12 protein-coding genes and 1 pseudogene are annotated in these 16567 nt (G+C 57.6%); 8 read left to right on the forward strand and 5 right to left on the reverse strand.

Going from position 1 to position 16567, the window contains the following annotated elements; translation table 11 throughout:
• Nucleotides 1-39: 39 nt before the first annotated feature.
• Complete coding sequence (locus AC1MEE_RS15845) at nt 40-1206, reverse strand: aminotransferase-like domain-containing protein (protein WP_480410552.1); 1167 nt, start codon at nt 1204-1206, stop codon at nt 40-42.
• A gap of 82 nt (nt 1207-1288) precedes the next feature.
• On the opposite strand from AC1MEE_RS15845, the gene AC1MEE_RS15850 reads away from it, so the two are divergent.
• Both AC1MEE_RS15850 and AC1MEE_RS15855 read left to right on the forward strand, forming a co-directional pair.
• Nucleotides 1289-1765 carry a MarR family winged helix-turn-helix transcriptional regulator gene (locus AC1MEE_RS15850; RefSeq protein WP_480410553.1) on the forward strand — a complete coding sequence of 159 codons (477 nt, stop codon included), beginning with the start codon at nt 1289-1291 and terminating at the stop codon, nt 1763-1765.
• A 128-nt stretch (nt 1766-1893) separates the two neighbouring features.
• Entirely contained in the window at nt 1894-3087 is a 1194-nt protein-coding gene (locus AC1MEE_RS15855; protein ID WP_480410554.1) for a benzoate/H(+) symporter BenE family transporter, read from the forward strand.
• A 339-nt stretch (nt 3088-3426) separates the two neighbouring features.
• On the opposite strand, the gene AC1MEE_RS15860 is transcribed toward AC1MEE_RS15855, so the two are convergent.
• The 4 genes and pseudogenes from AC1MEE_RS15860 to AC1MEE_RS15875 form a co-directional block, all read right to left on the reverse strand.
• Entirely contained in the window at nt 3427-4308 is an 882-nt protein-coding gene (locus tag AC1MEE_RS15860; RefSeq protein ID WP_480416244.1) for a methyl-accepting chemotaxis protein, read from the reverse strand.
• Nucleotides 4288-5397 (reverse strand): annotated as a pseudogene (locus AC1MEE_RS15865) (HAMP domain-containing protein); the annotation flags it as partial. The gene AC1MEE_RS15860 and the pseudogene AC1MEE_RS15865, both read right to left, overlap by 21 nt.
• A 190-nt stretch (nt 5398-5587) precedes the next feature.
• Complete coding sequence (locus AC1MEE_RS15870) at nt 5588-6550, reverse strand: S66 peptidase family protein (protein WP_480410555.1); 963 nt, start codon at nt 6548-6550, stop codon at nt 5588-5590.
• Between the two features lie 81 nt (nt 6551-6631).
• Nucleotides 6632-8089: an aminotransferase-like domain-containing protein gene (locus tag AC1MEE_RS15875; RefSeq protein ID WP_480410556.1), complete on the reverse strand. Its 1458-nt coding sequence runs from the start codon at nt 8087-8089 to the stop codon at nt 6632-6634.
• A 188-nt stretch (nt 8090-8277) separates the two neighbouring features.
• Between AC1MEE_RS15875 and AC1MEE_RS15880 the strand changes: the two genes are divergently transcribed.
• The 6 genes from AC1MEE_RS15880 (at nt 8278) to AC1MEE_RS15905 (ending at nt 16529) form a co-directional block, all read left to right on the forward strand.
• On the forward strand, nt 8278-10560 hold the full coding sequence (locus AC1MEE_RS15880) for an iron-containing redox enzyme family protein (protein WP_480410557.1): 2283 nt from the start codon (nt 8278-8280) through the stop codon (nt 10558-10560).
• A 39-nt stretch (nt 10561-10599) separates the two neighbouring features.
• Nucleotides 10600-12441: a carbamoyltransferase family protein gene (locus tag AC1MEE_RS15885; RefSeq protein ID WP_480410558.1), complete on the forward strand. Its 1842-nt coding sequence runs from the start codon at nt 10600-10602 to the stop codon at nt 12439-12441.
• Nucleotides 12442-12819: 378 nt separating this feature from the next.
• Complete coding sequence (locus AC1MEE_RS15890) at nt 12820-13902, forward strand: GDSL-type esterase/lipase family protein (protein ID WP_480410559.1); 1083 nt, start codon at nt 12820-12822, stop codon at nt 13900-13902.
• Between the two features lie 45 nt (nt 13903-13947).
• Nucleotides 13948-14085 carry a hypothetical protein gene (locus AC1MEE_RS15895; RefSeq protein ID WP_480410560.1) on the forward strand — a complete coding sequence of 46 codons (138 nt, stop codon included), beginning with the start codon at nt 13948-13950 and terminating at the stop codon, nt 14083-14085.
• 49 nt (nt 14086-14134) lie between these two features.
• Complete coding sequence (locus AC1MEE_RS15900) at nt 14135-15295, forward strand: ATP-grasp domain-containing protein (protein ID WP_480410561.1); 1161 nt, start codon at nt 14135-14137, stop codon at nt 15293-15295.
• Nucleotides 15296-15335: 40 nt separating this feature from the next.
• Nucleotides 15336-16529 carry a benzoate/H(+) symporter BenE family transporter gene (locus AC1MEE_RS15905; RefSeq protein ID WP_480410562.1) on the forward strand — a complete coding sequence of 398 codons (1194 nt, stop codon included), beginning with the start codon at nt 15336-15338 and terminating at the stop codon, nt 16527-16529.
• Nucleotides 16530-16567 lie beyond the last annotated feature (38 nt).

The following is a 16567-nucleotide window of genomic DNA, read 5'->3' on the forward strand; positions in this document are numbered from 1 at the left end:
CATGCCTAAATATTCAGCCCTTATTATTTAAAACCAGCATCACGCCGCCTGGGCGATCTGTGCCTGGCGAACCACAGCGGCCAGTCGCTTGAGACCTTCGCCCAGACGCAGCGGGTCGATGTGGCTGAAGTTCAGTCGCAGATAACCAGGGTTGGCATCCGGATCGGCGAAGAACGGCTCACCCGGCATGAAAGCGACGTTCTGCTCCAACGCCGACTTAAGCAGGGTGCGAGTGTCCAGCGGCTGCTTGAGGGTCAGCCAGAAAAACAGCCCCCCTTGCGGACAGTTCCACTCGGCCAGGTCACTGAAGTGCTCTTGCAAAGCGGCCTCGAAAGCATCACGGCGCAGACGATAAAAATCGCGCAACTCCAGCAGATGCTGACGGTAATGCTCGGTGCCAATCCATTGCAGGGCCTGCCATTGGCCAACCCGGTTAGTGTGCAGGTCTGCCGATTGCTTCAGCCGCAGCAGGTGCGGAAACAGGTCCGGCGTGGCGATCAGGTAACCCACGCGCAGCCCCGGCAGCAAGGTTTTGGACACCGTGCCAGTATAGATCCAACTGGCCTTTTTCAAGCGACTGACGATAGGCGTCGCGCTGCCACCGTCGAAATTCAGTTCGCGATAGGGTTCGTCTTCGATCAGGGTCACGCCGAATTCATCGAGCAAGGCGGCCACGGCATCACGATGGGCTTCGCTGTAGCGTACAGCCGACGGGTTCTGGAAAGTCGGGATCAAATAGGCGAATGCCGGCGTGTGCTGCTCCAGACGCTGGCGCAGGGCAATCAGGTCAGGGCCATCGGCCTGCAACGGCACGGTGACGCAATCGGCACCGAACAGTTGGAAAATTTGCAGTGCAGCCAGATAGGTTGGCGCTTCGAGCAGGATCTCGGTGCCCTTGTCGATATACAGCTTGGACGCCAGGTCGAGGGTTTGTTGCGAGCCGCTGACGATCAGCACCTGGCTGGCCTCGCAAGGTACGCCCAAGGCGCGAGCTTCAGCGGCCAGCGCTTCACGCAGGGCCGGCTCACCTTCGCTCATCCCGTACTGACCCATGGCCAGCGGCATGTCGGCCCATTCGACGCGCGGCAGCATGGCTTCTGCGGGCAGCCCGCCAGCGAACGACATCACCTCCGGCCGCTGCGCCGCTGCCAGGATTTCACGAATCAAAGAACTTTTAAGGCGCGAGACACGTTCGGAGAAGGCCATGGAGATCACCCGTAGCAGAAATAAATGGAAATAAGTCAAACTGCTTGACCGAAATTACGATGCCGAACCTAGATACGTCAATATGATTGACCTTAAAAATAAAATCACTCAGCAGGCGGCGATGGAAGCCTTCTTCTTCGGCTACCAGGCGTTCACCGCCAAAGCCGACGAAATGCTCGCGCGTCGCGGCCTCAGCCGTGTGCATCAGCGCATCGTATTTTTCATCGCCCGTTATCCGGAGTTGAGCGTGAAAGAGCTGCTCACCGTGCTCGGCGTCAGCAAGCAGGCGCTTAATACGCCGTTGCGCCAATTGATGGAAATGAACCTGGTCCACAGCGTCGCGCCTGATGCCGATAAGCGCAAACGCCTGTTGGGTCTGACGGCTGAAGGCATTACCTTCGAACAGGCCTTGCGCCATGAACAGGTAAAACTGCTGCAACGGGTATTCGCCGAAGCCGGCGAAGCGGCCGTGAATGGCTGGCTGGCGGTGAATCAGGCGCTGGGGAAAACTCGTCAACCAGGCTCGGCTCCCCCTGTCGAGCCACGACCAGCCGACTGACACAGCTGACGCGTCGAGCACTATTGATTACGACTGTACGGCTCATTGTGTGGATCGCTGTATTGCAACACCCTGTAGCGACTACGTTTAGTCTTAGGGCTTGACCGGATGTTGTTAAGGAAATTCGCATGACCGACGCCACCACCCACCCCCGCTTGAAGCCATTGGCCGACACCTCCCCTTCTGCGGTGGTCGCCGGCTTTATCGCGATGATGACCGGCTGCACCAGTTCATTGGTGCTGATGTTTCAGGCAGGGCAAGCTGCCGGTTTGACCAGCGCGCAGATTTCGTCATGGATCTGGGCCCTGTTCATCGGCATGGCGATTTGCAGCATCGGCCTGTCTCTGCGTTATCGCACCCCCATCACCGTCGCCTGGTCAACGCCCGGGGCTGCGCTGTTGATCACCAGCCTTGGCGGTGTGTCGTATGGCGAAGCAATTGGCGCCTTCATCACCTGCGCCGTGCTGATCACCCTGTGCGGCGTCACTGGCAGTTTCGAGCGGCTGGTCAAGCGCATACCGGCCTCGCTGGCGGCGGCGTTGCTGGCGGGGATTCTGTTCAAGATCGGCAGCGAAATTTTCGTCGCGGCGCAGCATCGCACCGGCCTGGTGCTGTGCATGTTTTTCAGCTATCTGCTGATCAAACGCCTGTCACCGCGCTATGCAGTTCTGGCAGCCCTGATTGTCGGCACAGTGGTCTCGGGCTTGCTCGGGCTACTGGATTTCAGCGGCTTTGCCCTGGAAGTGGCGACGCCTGTGTGGACCACCCCGTCGTTCTCGCTGGCGGCGACCATCAGCATTGGCATCCCGCTGTTCGTGGTGGCGATGACCTCGCAGAACATGCCCGGCATCGCCGTTCTTCGCGCCGATGGCTACACCGTACCGGCCTCCCCGCTGATCTCGGCCACCGGCATTGCTTCACTGCTGCTGGCGCCATTCGGTTCTCACGGCATCAACCTGGCTGCGATCAGTGCGGCGATCTGCACCGGCCCGCATGCCCACGAAGACCGTGACAAACGCTACACCGCTGCGGTCTGGTGCGGAATTTTCTACGGCGTCGCTGGCGTCTTCGGCGCAACCCTGGCCGCGTTGTTTGCAGCCTTGCCCAAGGAACTGGTGTTGTCGATTGCCGCGCTGGCGCTGTTCGGCTCGATCATCAATGGCCTGACCGTGGCCATGAACCAACCCAAAGAGCGTGAGGCGGCATTGATCACCTTCATGGTCACCGCGTCAGGCTTGACGCTGTTCTCGATTGGTTCGGCGTTCTGGGGGATTGTGGCCGGGGTGCTGACGTTGATGATTCTGAATAGTCGTAGGGACTGACAGAGCACACACAGTCATCTGTGCAGGCTGTGTGAAAACCTCCGCGACCGATTAACTGATTAAAAACTGACCTGAAAATCGCGTTCCTACGTGAAATTCAGGTCTGTCCAACAGCCGATATATTTCAGAATTGACGTACGAACATGCAGTTCAGTTTTCTGTTGGGGTTTTCACACAGCCTGTGTAGGAGCGCGCTTGCCCGCGATCTGGTGCGTAGCGCCAGCAAAAATAGTGAATTCACCATCGCAGGAAGGTCCTGCGTGTCGGACGCGACCCCGGCCGGTCGCGGGCAAGCGCGCTCCTACAAGGGCGACCAGTGGGAGCATGCCTGCGAAGCTTTTAGAGCCTGAAATGCCCGACCATGCCTTTGAGTTCAGTCCCCAACTGCGCCAGTTCGATACTCGACGCCGCGTTACCCTGCATCGCCAGGGCTGATTGATCGGCGCTGGCGCGGATGCTGGTAACGCTGCGGTTGATCTCTTCGGCGACCGAGCTTTGCTGTTCGGCGGCAGCGGCAATCTGCTGGTTCATCTGCTGGATCAAGGACACCGCCGCGGCGATGCTGCCCAGCGCGCTTTCAGTCTGCAACGCATCGCTGACGGCCATTTTCACCAGTTCGCCGCTGCTCTGAATCTGCGTTACGGACGACTGCGCCCCGCTTTGCAGGCGGCCGACCAGCCGTTCGATTTCTTCGGTCGATTGCTGAGTTCGCTTGGCCAGGGCCCGCACTTCATCGGCAACCACCGCAAAACCGCGTCCCTGCTCACCGGCACGCGCTGCCTCAATGGCGGCATTGAGCGCCAACAAGTTGGTTTGCTCGGCGACGCTCTTGATCACCCCCAGCACCTTGCCGATGTTCTGGATCTCGGCGCTGAGGTTCTCGATGCTCTGGCTGGCGGAGCTGGCTGAACTGGCGAGCGCTTCGATTCGCTGCATGCTCTGCCGGACCACCTGCTGACCACTCTCTACCTTGTCGTCAGCGGTCTGCGCGGCCTGTGCGGCTTCTTCGGCGTTGCGGGCCACGTCATGCACGGTCGCAGTCATCTGGTTCATGGCCGTGGCGACTTGCTCGGTTTCTTCCCGCTGGCTATTGACCTCCAGATTGGTCTGTTCGGTAACTGCCGACAGCGAATGCGCCGACGTCGCAAGCTGCTCGATACCCGCTTGCAGACCGCTGACAATACTACTCAGACCGGCGCCCATCTGCTGCATGGCCAGCATCAACTGGCCGATTTCATCGCGACGCGTGACCTCCACCGTGGCGCTCAAATCGCCGGAAGCAATCTGTTGCGCAACACTGATTACGCTGCGCAGCGGGGCCACGATCAGCCGCGTGATGACCCAGGCCGCGATCAGGCCGACCAATAACGCCAGTACCGAAGAGCCGATAATTTGCAGCGAGTTGGCTTTGAGCTCTGCCTGCATCGCCTGATCGTCGGCGTCGTAGGCCTCGTTGACCCGCTGAACCACCTGCCTGGCATTGTCGGCGAGCTGCTGATTGACCTGCGCTTCACTGGCGAGCAGTCCGGTGTATTCAGTGAGTTTGTCGGTGAAGTTGCTGATATGGGTACCGACTTCACCCAGCACAGTCAGGTAACCGGCATCCTTGACGGTGCTTTTCAGCTGCTCGGCCAACGCCAGGGCCTGAGCCGCCTGTTCGATTTTGCCTTCTTTGGGCGCCTCGCCCGAGCCTTGTTTGCGGCTCTGGTCCAGACGTATGCGCGCTTCATCCATCGCCTGCAGCATCAGACGCGATACCTGGCTGACCTGATTGGCTTGTGTGATGAACTCAGACCCCTGCTGGCCCTGGGAGTCTTTCAGGGCATAGGCGCCGTCGTCGGCCAGCCCGGCTTGCAGTACGTCGAGGTTATTGGCCACGCTGGACACCGACCAACTGGCCATGTCCAGGGCAAGGTCCTTGCTCTGGCTGATCTCGACGAATTGATCGAAGGATTTGCGGTACGCCGTGAGCGCGCTCTGCACCTGACCCATCATGGCCTGCTTAGCCGCCGACTGGCCCTTGAGCTGTTCAGCCAGGGCCTGCAGTGCATCGACCCCCGCGTGCAGGCTCTCGACCACTTTCGGGTCGCTGTGCAGGGCGTAGTCCTGCTCTTGCAAGCGTACCTTGAGCAGGTCGCTATTGAGCGTCGACATTTGCTTGAGGCCGTTGAAACGCAGGCTGATGGTCTGCAACGACCAGACGCCAATCGCTGCAACCAGAACGGTCAGCAGCAACACGAGGGTGAAGCCCACCCCTAATTTCTTCGCCATCCCGAGGTTGGCGAAACGTCCTTGCACGGCCCAAATCATTGCGCTCAATCCCCGTTCGAATACCAAAGGTGCTCAGGCCATTCATCAAGCCATTCTATAGGCATGCAGATTCGCAACGGGCCCGATCCAGCACAAGCCTCTGGCGCCGGAATAATGGCAAAAAGCTACGCCGAGGTCGTTTTTAGAATGCTAAATGTCGGCTGGGAATTGAACGTTGTCGGCCGATAGATCAACAACAGGCCGGAGCTACCAGCAAGGTGCCCGCATCCGCATCTAAAGTGGCCAGCGTGCCCAGCGGCACCGCGATATTGGGGTCGCCATGGCCAATGGACAAGCCACCCAGCAACGGAATCCCGAGATCGCCCAGGCGTTCGTTAAGCACGTCCACCAGACTGACCTGCCCGACCGCGCCCGCCGGTTCGCTGAACTGCCCCACCGCCACGCCGGCCAGACCCTGGAGGATCCCGCAATTACGCAGATGGGTGAGCATTCGATCGACCCGGTACGCCGATTCGGCCACGTCCTCAATCAGCAGAATTGCGCCGCTCAAGTCAGGCATGAATGGCGTGCCGATGGAGGTACTAAGCATGCTCAAGTTGCCGCCCAACAGAATGCCTTGGGCAACGCCTTTGCTGCGCACACTCACCGTGGCCTCAGCGGGATCGGGCTTGACCAGCACCGGTTCAGTGCTCATCAATGTGTGCTTCACGCTGCTGTTGGTCAGGCCGCCACGCTCAAGTTGCGCGCCCACCGGGCCATGGATGCTGGCCAGGCGCGCATTACGCCACAACGCCGCATGCAGGGCCGTGATGTCGGAAAAGCCCAGCACCAGCTTGGGATCGCGCCTTACGGCTTCGAAGTCCAGGTGTTCGATGATGCGTTGCACGCCGTAGCCACCGCGGTTGCAGATCACCGCACGAATCTCGGGATCGGCCAAGGCGTCGTTCAGGTCCGCCGTACGCTGCTCGTCGCTGCCCGCGTAAAACGAATATTTACCCAGCGCATGGGGATAGACGCGCGGTCGCAGGCCCCAATCGGTCAGCACCTTGACTGCGGCTTCGACACGCGTCTGGGCCACCGGGCCGGCAGGCGATACCAGCGCGACCGCGTCCCCGACCTGTAGCCGCCTGGGGTGCAGTGTCGGATGCAGCGCCGGTAAGCCACTGCGTTCTTGAGTGTGATAAAAATCCATCATTACCTCATGCAGATTCCGTTGTTGGACCTCAGCCAGACGCTGCAATAACTTAAGCTCAACGCGAGACAAAGAATCCTTTCAGATGCGCGATGCTGCACTGGGTTGCAGGTTGATGACCTCGGGCAGAGCCAGGCTCACCCCCTGAGGCTTCAGGGCCAGCGCATTGAAAAACGCAGAAGCACGCTGGTCACTGGCGTAAGCGACATTGATGCGCAACCAGTCACTGTCCTCCCGACCAGGGTTATAGCCCGAACCCGGCGATAACAGCACACCTGACTTGACCGCCACTTCCTGCATCTGTTCAAAACTGTGTCGACCGCTGCGCGCCCAGATGAACATGCCACCCGTAGGTTCGGCGAACACTTCCCAGCCCACTTGCTCCAATAAACGCAGGGTACTGGCCATGTGTTTGCTCAGGCGTTCACGCAACCGTTGAATCAACTTGCGGTAGGCACCATTGGCCAACAACGAAGCGACCACACTTTCGCCAAATCGCGACGCCCCCATACTGGTGATCATTTTCACCTCAGCCAGTTGGCCAATGACCTTTGCGCTGGCAACGATATAACCCACCCGCAGCGAACAACTGAGGGTTTTCGAAAAGCTGGCAATGTAGATCACGCGATTGCGCGAATCCAGCGTCGCGAGCCGGGTGCTGGGACCGTTTTGCAGGTCAGCATAGGTGTCGTCCTCGACGATCTGGAAATCATGAATCTCTGCCAATTGCAGCAAACGATGAGCGACCGTCGGCTTCAGGCTGGTCCCCGTTGGATTGTGATACATGCTGTTGATGAACAGACACACAGGCTTGTGCTCGCCCAGCAACTGCTCGAGGGCATTAATGTCCGGGCCGCTGCGGGTCCTGGGCACGGCGAGCATCTTCACGCCGTGGAACCTTAGCAAGTTGAACAGGTTGTAATAACCTGGCGACTCGACCAGCACCGAGTCACCGGGTTTGAGCAGGGTCCGCACCAGCAGATCAATGGCATGGCTCGCGCCTTGGGTGGTCAATATCTGGCCCTGATCGGCGTGGATATCAATCAGCTCCAGACGCTTCTGAATATGTTGGCGCAACAGCGGCAAGCCCAACGGCGTGCTGTAGCTGAACAGGCTGTTCATCTCGGTGCGGGTCACCTGGCGAATCGCAAAACCGATGTCTTCAGCCTCCCGCCAGCTTTCCGGAATCCAGCCGCAGCCCAGATTGAGTTCACTCGAGCTTTTGTCGGTGAACTGCTCCCAGCCGCTTTGCGCGCCGTCGAACCATTCCTTGTCCACCGCCGTCGGGTCCGTCACTGACTGTTCCGCGACGAAAAAGCCCGAGCCGGGACGCGACTCCAATATGCCGACCGCCACCAGACGGTCATAGGCCTCTATCACTCTTGAGTGGCTGACCTGGTTGTCACGCGCTAGTTGTCGGATAGAAGGCAGTCGGGTCCCGGGTCGAATCCGGCTTTGCCGAATCCAGTCAAGAACGCCATTGACGATCTGCTGTGCCACCGGCTCCGGCACCTGGCGATCAATTCTCAAGTCCCTCACGACCAACACTCACTGTTCGCTGATTTCAATGAAACAGTTAACCACAAAATCGAACAGCTGTTCCTTGTGGGCCGATGCCCGTCGATAGATAGTCAAGCTGCCTCCCTCAGAAGGGCAATGGTGACTTGGCTGAGAACGTCGGGGCTGATGTAGAACTTCCTGAGAAACAGCTAGCGCAGTCGGACTCTATGAACATTCATCTGGCAGAACCCAAACAGTTTTCATCATGCCCTGCGAGAAGAACAGAACATGCCCACCTGGCAACCTCGTCTCACGACCTGTGCTGGCGCCTGTTAAATATCGAACATGATTTTTTTACCAGCATAGAGCAGGCAAAACACTACGCCCTGCAACAGCACTGTGAAACGCGAGCGAGTTCGTTTTACCAAGTCAGCGATTTTGATTTCTTTATTTTCCGGCCCGAGGGTTTTGTCGCCAGTCTGCTGGACCAGATCGACGCTTTTGACAGTGAACGTCGGGCGGCCATCGAGATCAACGACGCTGCCGTCGCCAAATTGATTTTGACCCAATACGCGCCACAGGGGCTGTTGATCGGTTCACTCCTGCAAAACTTCTGCAATCCGTCGAATGCCCACGAAAAAGTTGCCGGCATCGTGCACACCATTCACGCGACCCAAGTTGGCAATGGCGATCTCGAGCACAACCACAGCCGGCTGTTCAGGCAGTTGGCCGAGAGCATGGGATTGCGCTTTCCAAGCATCGGCTCTGAACAGTTTTCGCGACACCCGGACCTTCTCGCCTCGTCATACAACCTGACGGCGTTTCGCCTGAGCCTGTCGTTGTTTGCCCAGCAATTCGACGCGGAAATATTAGGTGCCATGCTGTTTGAGGTGGCTGCCGGGCTCCCCTTCGCGGTTCGCGCCACTCAAGCGCATATTGCTGCCAGCGGTGGAACAACAAAGTTTTTCAAAGAGCAGGCTTCGAGCCAAAACGCCCTGATCGAAAAAGCGGGTCTGGCGATTGTGGCTTACCTGCACGAAGCCAGCATGTCCAGCTCATTGATAAATCGCGCGGATATTTCCATTGCTTATTCGCGGGTACTCGACGGTTTCATGACCTCGGCCCGCCTGCACCTGCAGTGGTCCACCGAGTTAAGTGCATTGATCGCCCAAGGTTACCTGGACCCGGTCAACGAAATGGTGCGGCTGGTCAGACGCAAGGGGCAATACGCCGTCGGTTATCACCCACGGCTCACCTTGGCTCAGCAGCCTTTCGATGAAGCGATTGTCGGCGACGCTCATACCTTCGTAGAACATTTGGCCCAGTCGCGCTGGGTCACACCGGGCAGCCCGGATACCAGTCTGCTGTTGTCGAAACTGATTGCCTTTGGCGGCCCGATGTTCAGGATTTTTTCCGATTCTGAAATTACGGTTATCCGCAACTGGATCGCCTCTTTGCCGACCACAAACCCAACTACAACCCCAACTGCAAATAGAGTAAGCGCCGGCACTTCGGCCCCCCTTCAGGACATCAGCGCCCCGACGCAACCTGCCGCGATGTCTTTTTCGCCCGAAGGCGTCACCGCCAACAAAAGCATCACGGCACAAAACATCCGCCAACGCAGAGAACCGATCGCTGCCCGCACCTTGTATTTCAAGCTGCTGAACAGCGAGCGTTACCCCGATGCACGCCATGACGCCAGCGAGTTCGCCGAGATCTGGCTGGCCCGCAGCGCCATCGGGTTGCACAAGGGCGATCAAGCCATTGCGTTCACCCACTATTCACACCAGCAACTGCGGCACTGGTTTGACGAGAAGGCACGGAATCAGGCCCGCGCCTATGTCGGGCCCGAAGAGAACGTCGAAAAGACCCGCGAAGAAGTAATCGCCGAAGCGGTCCAGTTGTGCCCGATGATTCTGGTGGATGGCGCCTGGCTGCAAAAGTGGGGCAATGCCGGTTTAGTCGAGACCCGCCTGGGAACGCTGCTGTTCAAGATCTTTTCCGATGAGCTGGGCAATGGTGACCCGCAGCTTAATCACCCCAATATCTATCGAAAACTCATGGCCCAAATGGGTGTGGAGCTGCCTGAGTTCCGCTCTCGCGAGTTTTCCCAATGGGACGGTTTCGCGGACGAAGCCTTTGACGTCCCGGCCTTCTGGCTAAGCCTGTCGCAATTTCCGCGTCGTTTTTTACCCGAAACATTGGGGCTTAATCTGGCCATGGAACTTTCCGGTGTGGGAGGCGCTTACAGAACAGCACACGACGAACTACGCCATTACGGTTTCAGCACCTTATTTGTCGACCTGCACAACACCATTGATAACGCCTCGACGGGCCACTGTGCCCTCGCACTCGACGCCATCGAACAGTATATGGATGAGGTCGTGCAAAGCGGCGACGTCACTCGTATCGCAGAAAGATGGAAGCGCATATGGATCGGCTTCCGCTCTTTGTCACCTCGGCCCAAGCGTTGGCGCGAGCGATTCAAACGCCTTGCGTATCCTTACTGAACCGTTACTTCCTCACCCATTACTGTTAGATGAGAGTCCATGACGTCCTATATTGTGGGTTTATCCGCGTATTATCACGACAGCGCTGTTGCCCTGCTGGCCGACGGTAAAATTATTGCCGCTGTTCAGGAAGAGCGCTTTAGTCGAGTCAAGCAAGACAAACGTTTCCCTGCACAAGCGCTGATGTTCTGCCTGAACAAGGCCGGTATCACTATCGATGAGGTAGAGGCGTTTTATTATTACGAAAATCCCCGCAAGAAGTTGCAACGCATTGCCTCCACTTATCTGAACTTTGGCCTGCGCGGTTATCAGTCGTTTGTCAGCGATATGCCGGACTGGTTGACCCGGAAAGTAGGGGTTAAAAAAAACCTGACCCAGGAATTGCGCCGGCTGTTCGGGAAACGTGCGCAACTGCCGCCCATTGAATACATCGACCACCATGAATCCCATGCCGCCTCGGCTTTTTTCCCCAGCCCGTTCTCCCAGGCGGCCGTGCTGTGCCTGGACGGTGTGGGCGAATGGGCCACCACCTCGGCGTGGGTCGGAGACAGCAACACGCTAACGCCCGTGTGGGATATCCGCTTCCCCCACTCCCTGGGTTTGTTGTATTCGGCCATTACCTGGTTCTGTGGCTTTAAAGTCGATTCCGGTGAATACAAGGTGATGGGGCTGGCACCCTATGGCAACCCCACCTACTACCAGACCATTGTTGACCATCTGATCGATGTAAAGCCTGACGGCAGCTTCTGGCTAAACATGGATTATTTCGATTATGCGGTAGGCGACAGCATGATCAACGAACGCTTCGAGCAACTGTTCGGAGGGCCGCGACGGGCGCCGGAAAGCCTGATCACCCAGCGCGAGTTCGATCTGGCGGCGTCGATTCAACAGGTGCTCGAAGAAACACTGTTGCGTCTGGGAAAAAGCCTGCGGCGTGAAACCGGGCAGAAGAATCTGTGCCTGGCCGGGGGCGTGGCACTCAACTGTGTCGCCAACGGCAAACTGATGGAGGCAGGGATCTTCGACGATATCTGGGTTCAGCCCGCTGCCGGAGACAGCGGCGCCGCGCTGGGGGCGGCGTTGGCCGGTTGGCATCTGCGCAAACAAGCCTCCAGGCAACCGCGCAAGGGCGATGACATGTGCTCGACGTTGTTGGGCTCTTCGTACAGCGATGCCGAGATCGAAGCAGCATTGAAGACACTCGGTGCCGTGTTCACCCGCACCGACGACACCGCACTGAGCGACGAAGTGGCCGATCTGCTGGCGCAAGGCAATGTGGTCGGCTGGTTCCAGGGCCGCATGGAGTTCGGCCCCCGTTCCCTGGGCGCCCGATCGATCCTGGGTGACGCGCGCAGCGAAACGATGCAGAGCGCGATGAACCTCAAGATCAAGAACCGGGAGTCGTTCCGCCCGTTTGCCCCCGCAGTGCTGGAAGAACATGCCCAGCACTGGTTCAAACTCGACAAGCCGAGCCCCTACATGCTGTTCGTGGTTGGCGTGCAGGATGATCAACGGACCCCCGTGCTCCCCACGGAAACGGTACTGGAGGGCATCGACTTGCTTAAATGCGTACGGTCCTCGATCCCCGCCGTGACGCATGTGGACTTCTCGGCTCGCGTCCAGACGGTCGGCCAGGACGCCAATCCCCGCTTTCGCAGGTTACTTGAAGCGTTCCATAGAAAGACCGGTTGCCCCGTGCTGGTGAACACCTCGTTCAACGTCAGGGGCGAACCCATCGTGGAAAGTCCACACAACGCTTACTTGTGTTTCATGCGCACGGAAATGGATTACCTGATTCTTGGCGCCTACACCTTGCGTAAAACCGACCAGCCCGCGCTGTTGAAAGATGCCAATTGGCGCGAGGAGTTCGCTCTCGATTAACTCAAGTTGCCACGCATAACCCTCAGGTTTCATCAATACCCGGAGCGCCGCATGAGATTCATCAGCAAGCCCCTTGAGTGGGTCCTGTTCACTGTGCTGTTTTTTTGTGTGGTCCTGCCCCTTGGATATTTACTGCGCACAGTGGCAGACCCCCACCGCCTGGCACGCCAGAAAGCGTCGGCCAGTTACTTCAATAGGCTGCCAACACCTGCAAGGTCGCAGCGCACCGTCACTGAAAGCTTCAGTGAAAGTGCTCAGTAAAGCGCTTGGTACAGCGCTTGGTACAGTGCTTAGTACAGCGCTTAGTACCGTGCTTAGTACAGTAATACACCCAATAACAATGCCAACGCGTAAAACAAGCAATAGAGGATGAGTGACGTGAAAATACTCACAGCCGACGAAGCACTACAGGAAGTTTATCGTCTTACGCCGCAAATGGCCGAGTACGACAAGTTCATCTCTGAACTGAGGTGGCTGCCCTACACCATGTTCTTCCATCCGAAGGACTACCGTTCCGACGTGGTCAACACCGACCGCTATGGTTTTCGCAAAAGCTCGCGCAATGGCGTCAATGCAAGCGTTGGTGAACTGCCCAATGATGGCCCGATCAACCTGTTGGTCGGTGGCTCCAATGTGGTGGGTACCGGCGCCACCACCGATGCGCACACCACCTCTGCGTACCTTTCGAGCATTACCGGCGAGCCCTGGCTGAACTTCGGCAGCCGTGGCTACAACTCATTGCAGGAAGCTTTATTGTTTTTGATGCACCAGGACAAGCTCCATCGCATCAACAACGTCGTCGTACTCAGCGGCATGAACACCCTCACGCTGGAGGGCCTGCCGGACAGCATGGCGACTGACCATGGTCGTTATTACTACTCCTATGAATACGATCACTACATGAGCAAGTACTCGGATGATTTGCGAGCACGCTCCAGCGATGCAAAAGCGAAAAAAACCGGCCCCTTGAATCGTCTTCGCGAACTGTTGACCGACGCTGACGAAGAGGTAAACCCGACAGCCAAAATCATCACCGATGACAGCGTCCAGACCCATGAGCGGGTAGGTCGAGCAGCCGATGAAATCGTCAACGCGCTGCGTTTGTGGCAGCAGTTGTTACAGCCGTTCAACGCCCGGCTCACGTTCGTACTGCAGCCCCTGTCCTACTGGGCCAAACCTTCGCTGACCCTCGCCGAGCAGGAAATATTCAACGCCATCGACAGTTGCCCAAACAACTTCTGGCGTTTGTTCGCAAAAATATTGGCCACAGAAGTCCATGCCCCCTTTGCCCACGCCGTGAAGCAAGGCTGCACGAAACATGGCATTCCCTTTCAAGACATGAATGTGCTGCTGCGCGAATCACCACTGCAAGACCAGGATTTGTTTGTCGATCGTGTTCATTGCAACGACGCAGGCTACGCCGAAATCGCCCGAATCATTTCTGAAAAAGTGCTTGCGTGATCTTTCACCCCCGTGAGCTCACATCATTGACTAAGGGATAGACCAATGAACCGGAACAACAGCGCCCATCAACACCTGATCACCCCGCCGCCTGCCAAACAGGCCAGCCTGTTTGCACTGCTGCTGAAACGGATTTTCGGCAAGAAGAAAAAGAAAGCCAGCTCCATTTATCCGCTGCGATGAGTGTTATCGATTTCCGCCCTTTTCTCTTCCTGACAGTGATGCATTCATTATGAAAAAATACGCCATCCTGAGTAACGGTTATGCCAGTTCGCTTCTGCATTCCGTTGCTGATATCGCCACACACCTCCAGATCGAAACCGTCATCGACAGCGGTCTGGAGTTCGCTGAAGACGATGTCTTGTACGTGCCGTCAGAGGACGGCCTGAATCTGGTCGCACAGCGCACCCGGAATAAAGACATCACCCAGGCCATTCATTTGTTCAAGGACAAGTGCGCCTTTCGCAAGAAGATTTCAGCGTTGTTCCCGACGTTTTATTTCGAGGAATGCAGAACCGACGACATTGGCACGTTGACACTGGATTTCTCTCACGGCAAAAAATACGTGATCAAACCAAAGCGTGGTTATTACGCAACGGCGGTCAAGACCCTTGATGCCCACAGCAATCTGGCCGCCGTACAACGGGACATCAAGGCTGAACTGGCCGAGCGGGCGAAGTTCTATCCGGGCGGCATGCTCTCCGAAGACGAAGTCATCGTTGAAGAATTCATCGGCACCAATATTAAAAACTCCATGTCGCTGGAAGGCGCGGAACTGGCGGTCGACCTGTTTTACGACAACACCGGTGTGCCGGTAATCGTCGGGCTGTATCACCACCCGCACCCGACACACGACCGTTACTTCCATACGCTGTATTACACCAACGCGAAGATTTTCGAGCTGTTCTCGGAGCGGGTTCTGCAGTTCTTCAATGACCTGCAAACGCTGGGCATGAACCTTCGCTCCTTTCCGGTACATGCCGAATTCAAGGTACACAACGGCGCGCTGATTCCGATTGAGGTCAACCCTTACCGTTTTGGCGGTTATGGCCTGGCCGACCTCATGCATTACGTGGGCGGGATCAATCCCTATCAGGTCTATTTCAATAATGAACGGCCCGACTGGGCGTCTATCTGGAAAAGCAAATCAGACAATTACGGCTGCATCGTTGGTTATAACGGGCAAACCACCGACTTGAATAAAGCCGTGCCGGACCATGCGAAGTTTCAAGCGTTTCTGGCGTCTGAGTTACTGCATTACCAAGCGCTGGATCACACCACCTCACCGTTGTTTGGCATCGCGTTTGTCAAAACCGCGGATGAACGACTGTTTCGTTCCGTCATCGATCTGGAATACGACGATTTTTTCAAAGTGGCAACGGTAGCAGCGTGATGTCGCGTCCAGGAATGTTTACAAGCAAAGGAATAAGAACATGAGAATGAAGGATTTTTCCCTGTCAGCCGTCATCGCCGGCTTTCTAGCGGTGTTTGTCGGCTTTGCAGGTCCATTAGCGATCGTCTTCCAGGCCGCCAATCTGGCCGGTCTTTCGAGCGAACTGACGTCGTCGTGGATTTGGGCGATTTCATTCGGCAGCGGGATTTCCGGGCTGGTGCTGAGCTACCGCCTGAAAATGCCGATCATTTCCGCCTGGTCGACGCCGGGGGCCGCGCTGCTGGTGGTTTCCTTGCCGGTGGTCGGCATCAATCAGGCGGTCGGCGCCTATATCATCTCCGGCTTGCTGGTCCTGGGCCTGGGGCTGTCCGGTGCGTTCAACGCGTTGATCGGGCGTATCCCCAAAGGAATCATCGCCGCGATGCTGGCCGGGATTCTGTTCAACTTCGGCATCGAGGCCTTTGCCTCGATTCATGGCAGCCCGGTGCTGGTCCTCGGCATGATCCTGGCCTTCTTCGTGGCCAAACGTCTTGCCCCACGCTATTCCACCGCCATCGCCATGGTGGTCGGGATGGCCTACGTGTTGGTCACTGGTGATTCGCACCTCGATACCGTGTCCCTGAGCCTGGCCAAGCCGGTGTTCATCATGCCCGAGTGGTCCTGGTATTCGGTATTGAGCCTGGGCTTCCCGTTGGCGCTAGTCACCCTCACCGGCCAACATGTGCCGGGGCTGGCGGTCCTGAAGACGTCGGGATTCAACCCCTCGGCCAACCCCATCGTTTCGCTGAATGGCTTGATCTCGCTGATTTTTGCCCCGTTCGGTGCCCACGCCATCAACCCGTCGGTGGTAGCCGCTTCCATCTGCACCGGCAGCGAGTCCAACGAAGACCCGAGCAAACGTTATGTCGCCGGCATCGCGGCGGGGATCATTTACATCGTGGTCGGCCTGTTCGGCGGCGCCCTGGCACAGCTGCTGGGTGCCTGGCCCAAAGAGTTGATCGTAGCGTTGGCCGGCCTGGCGTTGATCGGTTCGATCACCAACGGTCTGGTGGGTCTGGTCACCCATGAAGGTCATCGCGACGCCAGCGTCGTCACCTTTCTGGTTGCAGCGTCCGGCTTGAGCTTCCTGGGATTGGGCGCGGCGTTCTGGAGTCTGGTGATCGGCGGTGTGGCCTATCTGGTTTTGCACAAACCCTGGGCTGTGAAAAGCGTGGAAGCCAAGATCGCCAACTGACAGTAAGGCGTGGCTGCCCTTCGCTCGCCACACCGACG

This window comes from Pseudomonas sp. ASL3 (assembly GCF_056680425.1).

Coding starts and splice junctions, on each gene's coding strand:
- AC1MEE_RS15845 (WP_480410552.1), bottom strand. CDS start 1,206: ATGGCCTTCTCCGAACGTGTCTCGCGCCTTAAAAGTTCTTTGATTCGT.
- AC1MEE_RS15850 (WP_480410553.1), top strand. CDS start 1,289: ATGATTGACCTTAAAAATAAAATCACTCAGCAGGCGGCGATGGAAGCC.
- AC1MEE_RS15855 (WP_480410554.1), top strand. CDS start 1,894: ATGACCGACGCCACCACCCACCCCCGCTTGAAGCCATTGGCCGACACC.
- AC1MEE_RS15860 (WP_480416244.1), bottom strand. CDS start 4,308: ATGCTGGCCATGCAGCAGATGGGCGCCGGTCTGAGTAGTATTGTCAGC.
- AC1MEE_RS15870 (WP_480410555.1), bottom strand. CDS start 6,550: ATGGATTTTTATCACACTCAAGAACGCAGTGGCTTACCGGCGCTGCAT.
- AC1MEE_RS15880 (WP_480410557.1), top strand. CDS start 8,278: ATGAACATTCATCTGGCAGAACCCAAACAGTTTTCATCATGCCCTGCG.
- AC1MEE_RS15885 (WP_480410558.1), top strand. CDS start 10,600: ATGACGTCCTATATTGTGGGTTTATCCGCGTATTATCACGACAGCGCT.
- AC1MEE_RS15895 (WP_480410560.1), top strand. CDS start 13,948: ATGAACCGGAACAACAGCGCCCATCAACACCTGATCACCCCGCCGCCT.
- AC1MEE_RS15900 (WP_480410561.1), top strand. CDS start 14,135: ATGAAAAAATACGCCATCCTGAGTAACGGTTATGCCAGTTCGCTTCTG.
- AC1MEE_RS15905 (WP_480410562.1), top strand. CDS start 15,336: ATGAGAATGAAGGATTTTTCCCTGTCAGCCGTCATCGCCGGCTTTCTA.